Annotated in this window: 18 protein-coding genes and 1 pseudogene; 11 read left to right on the top strand and 8 right to left on the bottom strand. The window is 57.6% G+C overall.

The window, feature by feature from the left end; translation table 11 throughout:
- Positions 1-130: 130 nt before the first annotated feature.
- Complete coding sequence (locus tag AC07RZ_RS22380) at positions 131-985, bottom strand: patatin-like phospholipase family protein (RefSeq protein ID WP_494669625.1); 855 nt, start codon at positions 983-985, stop codon at positions 131-133.
- A 153-nt stretch (positions 986-1138) separates the two neighbouring features.
- Here AC07RZ_RS22380 and AC07RZ_RS22375 point away from each other — a divergent pair, with 153 nt between their 5' ends.
- The 7 genes from AC07RZ_RS22375 (at position 1139) to AC07RZ_RS22345 (ending at position 7319) form a co-directional block, all read left to right on the top strand.
- A complete protein-coding gene (locus tag AC07RZ_RS22375) occupies positions 1139-1594 on the top strand; it encodes a GNAT family N-acetyltransferase (RefSeq protein WP_494669624.1) in 456 nt (151 codons plus the stop codon).
- 154 nt (positions 1595-1748) lie between these two features.
- A complete protein-coding gene (locus AC07RZ_RS22370; protein WP_494669623.1) occupies positions 1749-2777 on the top strand; it encodes a LacI family DNA-binding transcriptional regulator in 1029 nt (342 codons plus the stop codon).
- 19 nt (positions 2778-2796) lie between these two features.
- The gene (locus AC07RZ_RS22365) at positions 2797-3804 is read left to right on the top strand and encodes an ABC transporter substrate-binding protein (protein WP_494669622.1); all 1008 of its coding nucleotides are present in this window, start codon (positions 2797-2799) and stop codon (positions 3802-3804) included.
- Between the two features lie 68 nt (positions 3805-3872).
- Positions 3873-4646, top strand: coding sequence for an ABC transporter permease (locus tag AC07RZ_RS22360; RefSeq protein WP_494669627.1), 774 nt, complete (start codon positions 3873-3875; stop codon positions 4644-4646).
- Positions 4643-5446: an ABC transporter permease gene (locus tag AC07RZ_RS22355; protein ID WP_494669621.1), complete on the top strand. Its 804-nt coding sequence runs from the start codon at positions 4643-4645 to the stop codon at positions 5444-5446. The genes AC07RZ_RS22360 and AC07RZ_RS22355 overlap by 4 nt, the downstream gene beginning before the upstream one ends.
- Entirely contained in the window at positions 5443-6504 is a 1062-nt protein-coding gene (locus AC07RZ_RS22350) for an ABC transporter ATP-binding protein (protein WP_494669620.1), read from the top strand. Before AC07RZ_RS22355 ends, AC07RZ_RS22350 begins: the two co-directional genes overlap by 4 nt.
- Positions 6501-7319: a phosphodiesterase gene (locus AC07RZ_RS22345; protein ID WP_494669619.1), complete on the top strand. Its 819-nt coding sequence runs from the start codon at positions 6501-6503 to the stop codon at positions 7317-7319. Before AC07RZ_RS22350 ends, AC07RZ_RS22345 begins: the two co-directional genes overlap by 4 nt.
- An 8-nt stretch (positions 7320-7327) precedes the next feature.
- On the opposite strand, the gene AC07RZ_RS22340 is transcribed toward AC07RZ_RS22345, so the two are convergent.
- The 3 genes from AC07RZ_RS22340 to AC07RZ_RS22330 all read right to left on the bottom strand — a co-directional run bounded on the left by AC07RZ_RS22340 (position 7328) and on the right by AC07RZ_RS22330 (position 10048).
- Positions 7328-7654, bottom strand: a complete 327-nt coding sequence (locus AC07RZ_RS22340) for a barstar family protein (RefSeq protein ID WP_494669618.1) — start codon at positions 7652-7654, stop codon at positions 7328-7330.
- Between the two features lie 75 nt (positions 7655-7729).
- Complete coding sequence (gene chrA / locus AC07RZ_RS22335; protein ID WP_494669617.1) at positions 7730-9094, bottom strand: chromate efflux transporter; 1365 nt, start codon at positions 9092-9094, stop codon at positions 7730-7732.
- Between the two features lie 138 nt (positions 9095-9232).
- A complete protein-coding gene (locus tag AC07RZ_RS22330) occupies positions 9233-10048 on the bottom strand; it encodes a transporter substrate-binding domain-containing protein (RefSeq protein WP_494669616.1) in 816 nt (271 codons plus the stop codon).
- A 194-nt stretch (positions 10049-10242) separates the two neighbouring features.
- On the opposite strand from AC07RZ_RS22330, the gene AC07RZ_RS22325 reads away from it, so the two are divergent.
- Positions 10243-10449, top strand: a complete 207-nt coding sequence (locus AC07RZ_RS22325) for a hypothetical protein (protein WP_494669615.1) — start codon at positions 10243-10245, stop codon at positions 10447-10449.
- Positions 10450-10699: 250 nt separating this feature from the next.
- On the opposite strand, the pseudogene AC07RZ_RS22320 reads toward AC07RZ_RS22325, so the two are convergent.
- The 4 genes and pseudogenes from AC07RZ_RS22320 to AC07RZ_RS22305 all read right to left on the bottom strand — a co-directional run.
- A pseudogene (locus AC07RZ_RS22320) lies at positions 10700-10918 on the bottom strand (transposase); the annotation flags it as partial.
- Entirely contained in the window at positions 10915-11193 is a 279-nt protein-coding gene (locus tag AC07RZ_RS22315; protein WP_494669614.1) for a transposase, read from the bottom strand. The pseudogene AC07RZ_RS22320 and the gene AC07RZ_RS22315, both read right to left, overlap by 4 nt.
- Before the next feature lie 20 nt (positions 11194-11213).
- On the bottom strand, positions 11214-12047 hold the full coding sequence (locus tag AC07RZ_RS22310) for a hypothetical protein (protein WP_494669613.1): 834 nt from the start codon (positions 12045-12047) through the stop codon (positions 11214-11216).
- 96 nt (positions 12048-12143) lie between these two features.
- Entirely contained in the window at positions 12144-12770 is a 627-nt protein-coding gene (locus tag AC07RZ_RS22305; protein ID WP_494669612.1) for a hypothetical protein, read from the bottom strand.
- 989 nt (positions 12771-13759) lie between these two features.
- Between AC07RZ_RS22305 and AC07RZ_RS22300 the strand changes: the two genes are divergently transcribed.
- The 3 genes from AC07RZ_RS22300 to AC07RZ_RS22290 all read left to right on the top strand — a co-directional run bounded on the left by AC07RZ_RS22300 (position 13760) and on the right by AC07RZ_RS22290 (position 16128).
- Positions 13760-14020: a hypothetical protein gene (locus tag AC07RZ_RS22300; RefSeq protein ID WP_494668223.1), complete on the top strand. Its 261-nt coding sequence runs from the start codon at positions 13760-13762 to the stop codon at positions 14018-14020.
- Entirely contained in the window at positions 14017-15675 is a 1659-nt protein-coding gene (locus tag AC07RZ_RS22295; RefSeq protein WP_494669611.1) for a DUF2334 domain-containing protein, read from the top strand. The genes AC07RZ_RS22300 and AC07RZ_RS22295 overlap by 4 nt, the downstream gene beginning before the upstream one ends.
- A 378-nt stretch (positions 15676-16053) precedes the next feature.
- Positions 16054-16128, top strand: coding sequence for a Com family DNA-binding transcriptional regulator (locus AC07RZ_RS22290; protein WP_494669626.1), 75 nt, complete (start codon positions 16054-16056; stop codon positions 16126-16128).
- The last annotated feature ends 9 nt before the right edge of the window (positions 16129-16137 follow it).

Raw genomic sequence — 16137 nt, 5'->3', positions numbered from 1 at the left:
GCGCCGATGATAGTGCTGCAACCAGTGTGAAAGTAGGTCATCGTCAGGCTTTTATTAAAAAACCCTCTGCATTCAACATGCAGAGGGTTTTTGCTTTGCGCAAACGGTTTACGACTCGACTCGCACACCGTTATTCTTTGGCATGAGAATGCGGCCTCAGCGCGCCAGGAATTCCGTGATTATCCAGTCCCCCGGTGTCCAGCCAGCGACGGGTTTCCGCCGCCGCCCGGTCTATCAGCAAACCGCACTGGCTGTAATCGTACGGCGAGACATCCAGCGGACATAGCGGCGCCACCACGGCTATCTCGGCATGCGCCGCCCAGCGCTCCAGGTCCGACACCAATTGACGCGCCACCAGCAGGTTGAGCGCACTCATTGCATGCTCAAGCGCCCCCTTGGGCTGCCGCCGATCGGCACAGCTAAAGCCGGTGGCAAGCACGATCACACGTGTCGCGCCAAGCCTTATCGCCGTAGAGATCGGCGTATTGTTTGCAACGCCGCCGTCAATCAGTACGTTTCCCGCAAGGGAAACCGGTGGGAAAACGCCGGGAATTGCCGTGCTGGCCAGCACAGCCTCTACCGCCGACCCGGAAGAAATCACTATCTCGTTGCCGGTGCTCATCTCGGTGGCGACGACATGCACCGGAAGATCTGTATCCTCCAGGGGGCGATTCCCAAAATGTTCATAAAGAAGGCTTCGTAACCGCGCCGGATTTACCAGGTGCGTGCCGCGGGCGGCGCCAAGAAGGGCAAGAAACGACCAAGGCATGATCTGCTGGCGACGGATGCCGCGCCACAGGAATTCCAGGCGCATGGCGCCGGCCGCATGCGGCTGGAAGCCAAAGAATACGCAATTGATTGCGCCGGCAGAGGCGCCGACCAGGAAATCCGGCCGCACGCCGGCTGCAATCAGCTCTCGCAACATGCCGGCTTCAATGGCGCCAAGACTTCCGCCACCGGCGAATACAAATGCAGTCTTTTCCATAACGGCAACCTGTGAATAGCCATAGGCGGTACATGGCAACCTGTATAGCCTAATCCACCTGGCGTCGCTGCGCCAGCGATGCGAGTTACAGGCCGGATTCACTGATTCAGATAAAATTGCCGGATCAAATGGAAGTTAATTCTGAAAGCGGACATGCAGGCATCAAACACACCACTTGTCACCTTGGCCCAGGCAGCTGAAACAGACTTTGAGGAACTGGTCGCATTGCGCATAGACGCCATGCGCGAAAGCCTGGAACGCATCGGCCGCTTCGATCCGATGCGTGCGAGGGAACGGTTCCGCTCCGGTTTTTCGGCAATGCATACACGGCACGTGGTGGCCGACGGCCGGCGCCTGGGTTTTGTGGTTGTCAAACCCGCCAACGGCCAGCTGTTGCTCGACCATCTCTATATCCGCCCCGGCAACCAGGGAAAAGGAATCGGTGCCGCCGTCCTTGCACAAGTCTTTAAAGAGGCCGACGCGCTGTCATTGCCGATACGCGTAGGCGCGCTGAGAGGAAGCGATGCTAACCGTTTTTATCAGCGCCATGGCTTCGAATTCCTCGCAGAAGAGGAATGGGATATTTATTATCTTCGTCCATCGCGATAGCCTTGCCCTGGCGGCCACGGCATCCATCGAACCCTGTGCCGCAGCCAGGCAGGCAATACAACACTAAGCAGCCGATCCCGGCAGACCTGCACATGGTCATCAGCGCGTAACAAAGCGCTGGCACGATGTAAACGTTTACATCGCGGATAAAATTGTGCGTCCATCCATCAAACAGGTAGCCCTGGAAGCCGGCGTATCGATCGCCACGGTATCGCGTCTGCTGAACAAGCCGGATTCGGTCAGCATCGATGCCGCCAGCAAGATCAACCAGGCAATCGAAGTCCTCGGCTTCCGCCCGAATTTCAACGGACGCAATTTACGCGCCGGGCGCTCGCGCACGGTCGGCGTGGTGGTGCCGACCTTGTCCAATACGGTATTTGCGCAATGCCTGCAGGGCGTAGAAACGGCGGCGCGCCAACGCGACTATTCAGTCATGTTCACCGCAACCGAATACCGCCAGGAAGATGAGTCCGCAGCCGTCGCGCTGTTGCTGGCGCATCGGGTCGACGGCATCATCCTCACCGTCACCAACGCCGACGCGAGCAGCACGCTCGATGTGCTGGAGCGCGAACGCATCCCGTACGTATTGGTGTACAACCAGCCGCAACGGACGGCGCGGCCATCCGTGTCGGTCGATAACCGGGCCGCGGCGCATGAAGCAGTAACCCACCTGATCAATCTCGGCCATACCCGGATCCAGATGCTGTCCGGACAATTCCATGCGTCCGACCGGGCGCTGCAGCGTTATCACGGCTACCGGCAGGCGATGCGCGAGCATGGGCTGCAAGCGTTGACGCCAATTGAAATTCCTCGCCATACCTATGCCGCGCTTTCCCTTGAGCACCTGCAAATCTTTCGAGATCCCAAGCAGCGGCCAAGCGCGCTGTTCTGTTCCAACGATTTGCTGGCGCTGAGCGTCATGCGCGATCTGCGCGCAATTGGCTTGCGCGTGCCCGACGATGTATCGGTGATGGGTTTCGACGGCATCCCGCTAGGCGAGCTGATGGATCCGATGCTGAGCAGCGTCGCCCAGCCATCCGAGCAAATCGGCGAGCTGGCGCTGCGTACCCTGGTGCACGCGATCGAGGAACCGCAAGACGGCCAGGCGCCGGCGCCCACGCAATTATTGCCTCACACCGTCCGCCTGGGCGGCTCGGTCAGAACCTTTGATTTTCACAGTTAAATTCAAGAAAGGAACAAGCATGCGCTTAGCACGTGTTTTCCATGCGATGGTTGCCGCCGTCGCCCTGGCCGCATCGGCCCATGCCCTCGCGCAAAACGCGATCTGCTACAACTGTCCGCCGGAATGGGCCGACTGGGCAACGCAGATCAAGGCCATCAAGGACAAGACCGGCATCACGGTGCCGCCAGATAACAAGAACAGCGGCCAGTCGCTATCGCAGATCATTGCTGAAAAGGCCAGTCCGGTAGCCGACTTCACCTATGTCGGCGTGACCTTCGGCATCGAAGCCAAAAAGAATGAGGTCGTGGCGCCTTACAAGCCAGCCGGCTGGAATGATATTCCAGGCGACCTGAAAGATCCCGACGGCTACTGGTTCACCATCCACTCCGGCACCATGGGCTTGATGGTGAATGTCGATGCGCTCAAGGGAAAGCCGGTGCCGCGTTCCTGGCAGGACTTGCTGAAGCCTGAATACAAGGGACTGATCGGCTACCTCGATCCAGCCAGCGCCTTTGTCGGCTATGTCGGCGCGGTGGCGGTCAACCAGGCGCTGGGCGGCACCCTGGATAATTTCACGCCGGGCATCGGCTATTTCAAGGCGCTGCAAAAAAACCAGCCCATCGTGCCCAAGCAGACTTCCTATGCGCGCCTGCTGTCTGGCGAGATCCCGATTTTGTTCGGTTATGACTTCGACGCCTATCGCGCCAAATACAAAGACAAAGCCAACGTCGCGTTTGTGATTCCTAGCGAAGGAACCGTGACCGTGCCGTACGTGGTCAGCCTGGTAAAGAACGGCCCGAATCCTGCCAACGCCAAGAAGGTACTTGATTTCCTGCTGTCCAACGAAGGACAGGCGATCTGGGCCAATGCCTATCTGCGGCCGGTGCGTGCTTCAGCCATTTCCAAGGAAGCCCAGTCACGCTTCCTGCCGGCCGCGGAGTACGCCCGCGCCAAGCCGGTCGACTACGGCAAGATGGCCGAGGTCCAGCGCAAATTCAGCGAACGTTACCAGGCTGAACTGCGGTGAACAGGCGTAGCCAGAAGCGGCGCACGCCAGCCGGGCGCCACGTTTACCTGCTGTTTGCAGCGCCAGGCATGACGCTGTTCCTGGCCTTCTGGCTGCTGCCGATGCTGCGCCTGGCAGGAGTCGGCGCCAGCGGACCGAGCGGCGCAGCAGCGTATCTTGCCGTGCTGACCAATCGCCACTACTTCACCAGCCTGGTGTCGACCCTGCTGCTGTCGGCCGCAGTCACATTGGCGACACTGATGATTTCTTCTCTGGTCGGGCTGTTTTTGCAGCGTAACCGTTTTGCCGGCAAGGCGCTGCTGCTGGCCATGCTGACCTTCCCGCTGGCGTTTCCCGGCGTGGTGGTCGGTTTCATGGTGATCATGCTGGCCGGCCGCCAAGGCTTGATCGGCGCTGTGACCAACTGGCTGTTCGGCGACGCCTGGGTATTCGCCTATTCGCTGGGCGGCCTGTTCCTCGGTTATCTGTATTTTTCGATTCCCCGCGTGATCCTGACCGTGATGGCGGCAGCGGAAAAGCTCGATCCGGCGCTGGAAGAAGCGGCGCGTTCGCTCGGCGCCGACTCGCTGCGGGTATTCGTCGATATCGTGCTGCCGGCCCTGGCGCCGGCGCTGGTGTCCTCCGGCGCGATCTGCTTTGCCACCAGCGTCGGCGCCTTTGGCACGGCCTTCACGCTGGCGACCAATATCGATGTATTGCCGATGGCGATCTATAACGAGTTCACCAGCTACGCCAATTTTTCGATGGCCGCTGCGTTGTCGATCGTATTAGGCGCGATGACCTGGCTGGTGCTGGCGCTGGCGCGTTCATGGTCAGGCAACGCGGCGGGAGCCGCTGCATGAAGCGTTCTTTCCGTTTCTATCTGCAGCTGGCGTTTGCTTTGCTGGTGTGCGCGTTCCTGATCGTGCCCATCGTATTGTCGATGCTGGCCGGCGTCACCGATAACTTTTTCGTCGGCTGGTCCAGCGGTTTCACCTTGCGTTGGGTAGAGCAAGTCTGGGCGACATACCAGCAGACAATCTGGCGTTCGATCGCCATCGCATTGGCTTGCCTGGTTGTCACCACTGCCGCCGGCGTGCCGCTGGCTTACATGCTGGCGCGTCACCGGGGCGGCAACAGCCGGCTGGCGCGCGCGTTCGAGGAGCTGCTGATGATGCCGGTAGCTGTGCCGGGCCTGGCGACGGCGCTGGCCCTGATCATGGCATACGGCCAGTACCGCGAATTCCGCGGCAGCCTGCTGTTTGTCCTGGTCGGCCATGTGCTGTTTACGCTGCCGTTCATGGTGCGTCCGGTGCTGGCGGTGATGCAGTCGTCGCAATTGCCGGTGCTGGAGGAAGCCGCCGCCAGCCTGGGCGCGGGACTGTGGCAGCGGTTTTTCGGGATCGTGGTTCCCAACGTATTTTCAGGCATCCTTGCCGGCGCCCTGATGGTGGTGACCTTGTCGATAGGTGAATTCAACATCACCTGGATGCTGCATACCCCCCTGACCATGACGCTGCCGGTCGGGCTGGCCGACAGCTATGCCTCGATGCGGCTTGAAGTCGGCTCCGCCTATACGCTGATTTTCTTCCTGATGATCATTCCGTTGCTGATCGCCATGCAATGGGTAACGCACACTACACGCTCAAGAGTCCGTTTATGAAGAATGCTGTTTCCATCCAATTGATCCAGTGCGGAAAAACCTTCGCTAACGGCGCGCAAGCGCTGCAGCCGATAGAACTGGACATCAGGCCCGGAGAAACCGTCGTCCTGCTGGGGCCGTCCGGCTGCGGCAAGACCACCACCTTGCGCCTGATCGCCGGCCTGGAATTTCCGGATGCCGGCGGCCAGGTCCTGTTTGGCGACGAAGACGTCACCGCCTTGCCGATAGAAAAACGCGGTGTCGGCATGGTGTTCCAGAATTACGCCTTGTTTCCGAACATGACGGTTGGCGAAAACATTGCCTATGGCTTGAAGATCCGCAAAATGCCGGCGGCCCAGCGGCTCGCAAAAATCGAAACGCTGCTGGAGATGGTGCACCTGCAAGGATTGGGACAGCGGCGCATCGACCAGCTGTCGGGAGGCCAAAAACAGCGGGTCGCACTGGCGCGCGCATTGGCGGTCGAACCCAAGGTGCTGCTGCTGGACGAGCCTTTGACCGCGCTGGACGCCAAACTGCGCGAGACCCTGCGCGCCGATCTCAACCAGCTGCTGCGCAAGCTCGGCATCACGGCGATCTATGTGACGCACGACCAGAGCGAGGCCATGGCGCTGGGCGACCGGGTGGTGGTGATGGAGCGCGGCAGGATTGCGCAGGTCGGCAGTCCGCAGGATATCTATTATCGTCCCGCCAGCCATTTTGTCGCCGATTTCATAGGCACCATGAACCGGGTGACGGGCAGGGTGCATGACGGCTACCTGCGCTTTGCCGGCGGCATGCTGCCATTCGCCGCATCGTCGCCGGCGCCGGCGGCAACGCTGATGTTCCGGCCGGAGGATGTGGAAGTCGTCGCCGATGGCGCGGCCGGTGCGAACATGCAGGGCGCCGTGTTGTCTACCTTCTTTCTTGGGGACCGGACGCGCCTGGTGGTCGATGTCGGCGCCGAACAGCCGGTCATCGTGGAAACCGGCAGGCGTGCTTCCTGGCAGGCAGGCGAAGCCATCGCACTACGCGTAGCGGAACATGCGCTGCTGCATTTTAACGATGGAGCAACAGCATGATCCTTTGCCAGATTTCCGATTTGCATATCAAGGCCGATGGCAAGAAGTCGTACCGGATCGTCGATACCGCTGAAAGCCTGCGGCGTTGCGTGGCGCAGGTCAACCAGCTCAGGCAGCGGCCCGATGCCGTGGTGCTGACCGGCGACCTGGTCGATTTCGGGAAGCCGGAAGAATATGCATTCCTGCGCCAGCTGCTGCAGCCCCTGGCGATGCCTTATTACCTGCTGCCGGGTAACCACGATGAGCGCACTGCCCTGCGCGCAGCATTTCCCGACCACGCCTACCTGCGGCAAAACGAAGACAGGATCGAATATGTGATCGATGATTATCCTTTGCGCATTGTCGCACTGGACACTGTCATTCCGGGCGCCAGCAGCGGCGCGCTGGCGCCGGCCAGCCTGGCCTGGCTGGAGCGGGTATTGCAGGCGCAACCGGACAAGCCGACGGTGATCGTGATGCACCACCCGCCGTTCAAGACCGGCATCGGCCATATGGACCAGATCGCTTTGGCGCAGCCGCAGGCATTGGCTGGCGTGGTGCGCCGCCATCCCCAGGTCGAGCGCATTCTTTGCGGCCATTTGCACCGCGCCATCCAGGTCCGCTTCGGCGGTACGATCGCCTCCACCTGTCCCGGCGTCGCGCACCAGGTGGCGCTGGACCTAAGCCCGCAGGCAGCATCGCAATTCGTCATGGAACCGCCGGCATTCCAGCTGCACCTGTGGGATGCGGAGACCGGCCTGATCAGTCATACCGCTTACGTCGGCGAGTTTGACGGGCCGTATCCGTTCTACGATGGCGACGACCTGATCGATTAGGCCAGGCCCTAGCGGAGCGTCAGTTTCAGTGCCGGCTTTTCGCCGTAGTCGTCGTAGCGTTCATTGATGGCGGCGATGCAGAATTCAAGTTCTTCGATGATCTCGGGCGCCTGCTGGCGCAGTTTTTCGCTGTGCAGTATCTCGATATTCAACACTTCGTTTTCCTGCAGCCGGAACTTGCTCATGCCATCTTCATCGCGCAGATAACTGAGGCAATCGATCCACGCATTCATGTTGCGGCCATAGAATTCGGGAAAGCCGAATGCCTGTGCGGATTCGGTATGGAAGCTATCCCAATCGGTGATGATTTCGCCGTTCAGGCGGGCGCTTGGCATGATGTTTCTCCTGCTTGGATTCCAGATCGTTTGCCGAACTTATCACATTTGCCGCGACAAGTTGCGTCCTTCGTTTCACAGTACCCACATTTTCAGGATCAGGCCGCAGATCGCACATGCTGCAATGACATGGATCACGTTGCGCTTGAAACGGAGCAGGGCGACGGCTGCCGCCAGTGCAATCAGTGCCGATATCCAGTCAAAGGCGCCGCCAGACCCCTGCGGCCAGAGTACGTGGTAACCGAAGAATACCGCCAGGTTCAGGATCACGCCGACCACGGCGGCGGTGATGGCCGTGAGGGGAGCGGTAAATTTGAGGTCGTGGTGAGTGGCTTCGATCAGCGGTCCGCCCGCCAGGATGAACAGGAACGACGGCAGGAAAGTGAACCAGGTCACTAGCGTGGCGGCCGCCGCACCGGCAAGAAACAGGCTGTCCGGTCCGAACAGGGCTTGCACATAGCCGCCCACGAAACCGACAAAAGCCACCACCATGATCAGCGGCCCGGGCGTGGTTTCGCCCAGCGCCAGGCCGTCGATCATTTGTGCCGGCGTCAGCCAGTTGTAGTGTTCTATCGCGCCTTGATACACATACGGCAATACGGCATAAGCACCGCCGAAAGTCAGCATGGCCGCCTTGGTGAAGAACCAGCCCATTTGCGTCAAGGTGCCATGCCAGCCGTAGACCGCGGTCAGCAATCCCATCGGAATCGCCCATAGCAATGCGCCGACGATGGCCACGCGCAGCAGGCTGCGCCAGCGAAAGCGGGCATGGTCCGGCGTCGGCGTGTCGTCATCGATCAATGCCGGGCCGAACGACTGGCCTGCCTTGCCGTGCGCGCCGCCGGCCTGGAAGCGCTCCGGCGCGATGCGGCCGCCGATGTAGCCGATCAGGGCGGCAGTTGCGACGATCAGTGGAAAAGGCAGGCTCAAGGCGAAGATGGCGACGAACGAGGCCGCCGCGATCGCCCAGAGCACGTTGTTCTTGAGCGCCCGCGAGCCGATGCGGTGAGCGGCCTGCAGCACGATGGCAGTCACTGCCGGCTTGACGCCATAGAACAGGCCGGCGATCAGCGGCAGGTTGCCAAAGGCGATATATAGCCACGATAGGCCGACCAGGATCAGCAGCGAGGGCAATACGAACAGGGCGCCGGCCACGATGCCGCCCCATGAACGGTGCATCAGCCAGCCGATATAGGTAGCAAGCTGTTGCGCCTCCGGTCCGGGCAAGACCATGCAGTAATTCAGCGCGTGCAGGAAACGCCGTTCGGAAAGCCAGCGCCGGTTCTCGACCAGTTCCTGGTGCATGATGGAGATCTGTCCGGCAGGTCCGCCGAAACCGATAAAGCCCAGCTTGAGCCAGAACATGAACGCTTGGCGAAAGCTGACCGGGGACGGCGGCAGTCCGGTGTCTGCCGCCGCTGGAATCTGAGGTTGGCTCATCGTCTGGTTTCACAAGTGTCGGTTCAGGCCGCGGCAGTCGTTGCGACGCCGGCTTTGCACAGCTTACCCTACAACGAAAAAAGGGATCCCGGTTGCGGAATCCCTTGTTTCAGTCCGGCGCCGAGCGGCTCGGCAACCTTACTCGATACCGCTCTGCAGCACGCTGTCAGGCAGCGGCGCCTTGAACCAGCGCTGGGCATTGACGTTCAGCATGCCGTTTTGCTTGATGCGGCTCAGCATCGCATTCACCTTGCCGAGCAAGGCGGTTTCGTTCTTGTTGACGCCGATAAAGCAGGGCGAGTCTTTCAGCACGATTTTCAGCCGGGTTGCTTCCGCCTGTTCTTTGGTAAAGGCGGAAATCAGCACGTTACCCGCAGCCAGCAACTGGGACTCGCCTTGCACATACGACTTGACCGCTTCCGGTTCGGTGGCGAAACGCTTGATATTGGCCGATGCCGGCGCAACCTTGCTCAACTCGCCATCTTCGATCGAGCCTTTGAGCACAGCGATGGACTTGCCTGCCAGGCCGGCCGCGTTCTTGACCTCGACATTCTGCGCGCCGAAGATGCCGAGATAAAACGGTGCGTAAGCTTGCGAAAAGTCGATCTGCTTTTGGCGCTCTGGATTTTTGCCAAGGCTGGAAATGACCAAGTCCACATGCCGATTCAATAGAGAAGGAATGCGCTCAGCGCTATCCATAGGCACCATATCCAGCTTGACGCCCAGTTCCAGTGAAATCATCCTGGCGATCGAGACATCGAATCCTTCCAGCGACTTGTATTGATTGGGCGAGCCGAAAGGCGGCGTATCCTTGGGCACGGCGATGCGGATCGCACGGCGGTTCTGCACATCTTCCAGTGCATCGGCGCGGCTCTCATGAGCCGGCAACAGAGTGGTCGCCAAGGCAACGGAATAGACAAGAATGCATGCAAATACACCGGCGTAACGCTTCACAAGAAGACTCCCAGAATCAATTGAACGAACCCATGTCCATTTTTCAATGGCTCACAATACTGCCGCAACGATTGTTACGCACAGGATTCTATGTCTGGGCAGAAAGTTTGTATACGGAATAATCGGGAATTGTGTCGCGCTGTTTCTTTCTTGCGAATTTACAAAAAAACTGTTGGCAGAGTGTATGAAATGGCTTGGAAAAACGCGTCGAATCCGAGACGTTTTGTTGTTTCCCGGCCTTATCGGGTGGGACCTGGGTTCCAGGTTTTGAAGCGCAAAACAAAACGGCCCCATTTCTGGATGCCGCATATGCCGGGGTCATTGTTTCCAATGAAATAATTCCAGTTAAAGGTGAAACGGCAATGGAAGTTATCAAGAATAAAAAAGTAATTTCACGGTAGCGTTGCCTGCGGTCAGCACTGGACTGGTTACATTACGTTCCATTACGACGAGAAGCGGCACGACTGGCTGTTCCACAAGGAAATCGTGCAAAGCTGGTATGTGAACTCCGATCCTGGAGGGGATGCCTTGGAGCTAGGTCCCGTTCATGTCACGAAGGCCAACAACAAGCATCCGATTACATTTGAGGCATGGCGTCGTGATCAGTGATACCGCGCCAGGAAAGAAATCGCATCTCAGTGAATTTTCAGATTCGCCTTCGCCAAGCATCTTGATGCCAGTGCTGTCGGCTAATAAATGCAATCCACCATCACTCCTGCGGTATGGGATGACTACCGTTAAATGCTGCTGTTGCCGACACAGCATGCTGTAATCCGGGACCTGCCAATCTCATTTCGCTGGCTGCAACAAGCTTGGTACAAAACCAATCGCTTGCCGCAACGCCAATCCAGATAAGCCTTTGTTCGTCAGCGTTCGCGCATTCCTCTTCTGTCGCCTAGCGCCTGTTGCAAGCGCGCGTTCTCCAGCGTCAGCTCTGCCACGATCTGCTTCAGCTTGGCGTTCTCTTCCTGCAGGCACTTCAGGTCGTGCGGACAAGCTTGCAGGCCGCCGTACTGTTTTTTCCAGTTGAGAAAAGTGCGTTCGGTAATCCCGGCTTGCCGGATCACATCGACCAATGGCATGCCGAGCTCCTCCTGCTTGAGGGCGGCAGCAATCTGGTCGCTTGAGAACGGAATACGCTTCATGGCATCCCTCGCATCTCTTCTTAGCGGTCTTTTAATCCCGACAGGTCGGACAGCTTGTCCAGGCCGAGCCGTGCGCGTATTACCGGATCCTTGTACTGGTCGCCTATGGTGTTGATGTTGTTCTGGCCGACGACGCCGGTTGACGCTGCGGCAGCCGGCACAGGCGCGGCAGGCACGCCGGCTCTTTCCATGCCAGGGCAGGAACGTCCGGTGGATTCAACCGCTTTCCGGTTTGCTTCGCTTTGGCACAGCAGGGCAAGTGCGACATCGTTGAGGCCCATGGCGCGGAATTCCCTGGAATCGAGGCGGCGTACGCAAGCCTGGTCGACCATGGTGGTGCCGCCGGTGGCGCCGAAACCTGTGAACGACAAGCCGAACGATGCTGAACCCATGCAGGTGTCGGACAGGGTTGTCGTCAGCGATGGCGCAACGATATTCGGCACGGTCTTGACGGAATAGCTGCCGCCGTAGTCGACCGTGGTCTTGGTGTTGTTCGCGCTGCTGCCCGGGTCGCCTGCAGCGCTGCTGGCGCCGGTTCCTGCGCCTGCGGATGTGCCGGTACCGGATGTTCCCGCCCCCGATGTGGAAACGGATACGCTCACGGTTGAATTGCCGCCGGTGCCTGAGCCGCCGGTTGCGCTGCCGCCATTGGTGGCAGATGCGCCATATGTTCCCGATATCGTGTTGGAGGCGGTGCCGCCTGATGCCGAGCCGCCTGCTGCCGAGCCGCCGACGCCGCCCGCGCCGCCAACCGCGGTTGCGGTCGATGTGGATGTGGTGGTAGGTGTCGTCTGCGCTAACGCCGGCACTGTGAAGGTCGAGGCTACCAGGATACCTATAAGTATGCGTTTCATGGCTTCTCCATCGTAATGGTTGGTTTTATAAACGAGAGGGAAAAATTTCTCTTCCCTCTCGCAACTCATAGCTAACCGAGCCGTTGCCAGTTGTTGTTATTGATTGCCGGCTTTTGCCGACGAGAATGCACTGCCGCCAAAACCGCCGTTGCCGGCAGTGGCATTGCCAGACCAGGCGCCGCCGGCGAACACGAAACTTCCTGCCGCGCCGCCGGTATTGCTGACGCCGCTAATCGATGCATCTGCGTTGCCGGTCCATGAGCCGCTGGTTCCTCCGCCTGAAGTGGCATTGCCGTTATAAGCTTGCGTACCGCCGGTGGCGCTGGATGAGCCAGCACCGCCTGTGGTGCTGCCAAACCTGCCAGCGTCGCCGCTGCTGCCGCCAGTGCCGGCGCCGCTGCTGGTTCCGCCGGCTGTAGTTGCGCCGCCGGTTGCCGTGCTGCCGCCGGCGCCGGTCCAGTTGCCGCCGGTATTGGCCAGGCCGCCGGTAATGGTTTGGGTTGCATTGCCGCCCGTTGCCGTGCCGCCGGTGGCCGATCCGCCGGTTGCGCCGCCGGAAGATGCCGATCCGCCTGCGCCGCCTGCGCCGCCGACCGACACTGCGGTTGCGACACTGGTGGTTGTGGCTGTACTAGTGTTTGTATTTGAACCCGAAGATTGATGGGCGAATGCAGAGACGGCGAACAGTGACACTATGGATGCGGCAATAATTTGCTTTTTCATTTCTGTTTCTCCTTGGAGTGGGGGCATCATTCATCAGATTGTCTTGCCCATGTGCCCCTGGGCATCGACAAGTGTTACCACCAATAAAGATCATCTCGTCAGCGTGCTGTGCATAAGAAATGTGCCGGATGGGAGCGATATTTTTATGCCGCAACAAGCGTTGCGAATGCCTCGCCGAACTAAACGAAAATGTCTCTTTTCGACAGGACAAAGCGTGATCGAAGTGCTGCTGTGGTTTGGACGCGATCAGCGCAGGGCACGTCAAACGAGTGCATTTACGTTGATCTGATCATAGGAGTGCAACATCTAGCATTTAAGACAAAACCTTGTCGGCTTCGGACAGGCAAGTTGGCCGGTTTGGCTATTGTTTTTCCGTGCTGCATCAAGTAGGCGCCAATAAAAAAATATAAGGATGCGATGTCATTCTTAGCGCCTGGAATGGGGTAGCCACGATTAATGGCGTGCGGAAAAACTGTCGAGAGAATGTGATGTCCGTTTTTGACAAGGCGTAAAACAGGCGTGTGCAGATTCCGGATTGTTTCGCTGAGATGGCATGTGGAGCGTTGCTTTCCGCATGTGATGCGCGGGCGGATTTTTATGCAGGGGAGGAGTGTGCATCTCGGTGCTGTGCTGATTTTTTTTTGCGATCGGCATAGACCTCGGTAGCTTGAATTTTTTACGCGGTCGCGATTATCGGATATCTGAGCGAGATGTCACATGGAAAGCTAGTAAAAATAGTGTTTTTTAAAATAGCACTTTCTAAAATTGTACTTTCGTCTATGCTTTAAGCTAACGTTTTGTGGATTGAAAACGGCCATTCTCATGAGAAAGAATTGGCACGTTTTCTATCTCATCTCGAGATTGCATCGTAATGTCGTGCGGCCACATCCCACATTCAAAGTTTGCATTGCTAGTTCCCGGATGCGATATCCCAGCCCGACTTAACGAGAAGGCTGGCGCTGAAGTACTCATCTTCAATGGGAGAAATCATGAAAGCTACAGGTAAAACGCCGTTGCGCATTTTCATGGCGGGCATCGGCGCGGCAATTGGTTTTGCTGCCTCCGCCAATGCGGGCAATGTCGACATCCCCCCTCCTCCGAAACCCGTTTTTGACACGGTGGTCACGCCGGGCCAGGTGCCCGGAAAAGACATCCAGCACGGCCATCATCACAAGGGCGACGTCAAGAAGAATAAATCCAGCGATGATGAAGAGCGTAAACAAACCGGAAAAGCAGGTGGCCAATCATGAAAAAGATTGCAGCTATTTTCGTACTGATCGCCGAGCTGTTTTTGCTTACCCCGTCGCCAGCAACGGCGCAAATCCTGACCACACCGATAAAAGTATTGATTGTGTACGATGCCCCTTCCCCTGATCAGTATGAGAAGCTGGGATTTGCCTACGCCATCATGCTGCGTAATCTGATTGGACACTTCAACAGTGCCGTCGACCTGGTGCCGATACAAAACTATACCGCCGGCAAAATGGAGTCCTATCAGGCCACTTTCTATCTGGGGTCGTACTATAACAATCCGATTCCGGCGGCATTTCTTAACGACGTCAATGCCACGCAGAAAACCGTCGTCTGGTTCAAATACAACCTGTGGCAGTTCGCATGGAACGGGGCGTATAACTTCAATACCCATTACGGATTCGGCTTTAACGGCTTGCAGGGATTGAATGCGCCGCCCAGCTCGAGCAACCCGACGCCGGGTTTCTTCGACACCGTCTCCTACAAGGGCAAGTCGATGGTGAAGTATTATGCCTACGATGCTCCGAGCAACACAGTCAACGCCGATCCCGACGTCGGCATCACGCAGGTCATCGATACGACCAAGGCACAGGCGCTGGTCACGATTACGAACAGCAAGACGTCCGCGCAAGCGCCGTATATTATCCGCTCCGGCAATTTCTGGTATTTCGCTGACTTGCCACTGTCATACATCGGCCCACGCGACCGCTATCTGGTCCTGTGCGATATATTGCACGACATCCTCGGTGACAATCAACCGGTAAGCCATAAAGCTCTGGTACGGCTGGAAGATGTCGATGCGTTGGTCAATTTCGGCACAATGCAAACACTGTCGGACTATTTGCTGAGCCAACACATTCCATTTTCGATTGCGACTATTCCACACTATATGGACCCTTTGGGCGTGTACAACGGCGGGGTTCGAGAAGAAGTACCGTTGTCGCAGGCCGGGACTCTCAAGACATCGTTGAATTACGCGCTGGCGCGAGGCGGGAAAATTCTGATGCATGGTTATACGCATCAATACGATTCGATGCGGAATAAAAATACAGGGGTCAGCGCCGACGATTTTGAATTCTGGAATGCCGTGGCGAATACCCCGGTGGCCGAAGATTCGACTGCGTGGGCATTGGGACGTCTCCAGGCAGGAAAGACAGAATTGCAGAGTAACGGTTACGCGCCATTTGCCTGGGAGACACCGCACTATCAGGCATCGCCGCTGAGCACGAAGGCTGTGCCGCTAGTATTTAACACAACCTATCAGCGCGCTGTCTATTACACCTCCGACATCCCTAATTTTACGGCGGCCGTGGGTAAGGATTTTTCAGTTGGACAGTTCTTCCCCTACGTCATCAAACAAGACTACTACGGCCAGTGGAACGTGCCGGAAAATCTGGGGAATATTGAATACAATATTAGCTCTATCGATCCAACCTCAAATATTACCTACACTTGGCAAGATCTTTGTCTTAATGCCCAATATGCCACGGTGGTAAGAGATGGATTCGCATCTTTCTTCTTTCACCCGTTCTGGCTGGAGTCGTCGCTTGCGCCGCAGGTTACAACCGGGTTCAGCGACTTCAAAAACTTGATTCAGTGTATTACGACATTGGGTTACACCTGGACTGATGCCAGTACACTCGGACATCCATAAGCCATGCATCTGCCCGCCAAAGGAACCTGGTTCCTTTGGCGGTCGACAGCATTTCAGCTAGAGATTGTCGATTGCGCAATGAACGATGGTCTGGCGCCAAAACAAATAAATTCCGCAATAAATTGAGTGCTACGAATTTGCTGCAGAAAATGGCTGGAGGTAGATGTAGTACAGGGTTTCAGTCTCATTCCACGCCGTGGACTAACCGTTTCATCTGCGTACCATTAACGTGGATGAGATAGCTATCTACGTTTCAGAACTGACCTCGTTTATATCGGGATCCAAAAATTCCTAATTCATGGGGAGGGCGCGACGGCGCTTCGTTTTTACACAGTTTGAGTCGATAGCGGAAACGTAAAAAATGGTGAAAGTGAATGTATCACCCTCACCATCAAGTATCCTCGTTGCGGCACATTAAACTACCTGAGGATCACCCGTTCCGCAATTGCATGAAGACACGCA

Source organism: Collimonas sp. GW821-FHT07E08, assembly GCF_059418905.1.
Note: the sequence above shows the minus strand (reverse complement) of the source record. Positions and strands in the feature narration are given on the sequence as shown.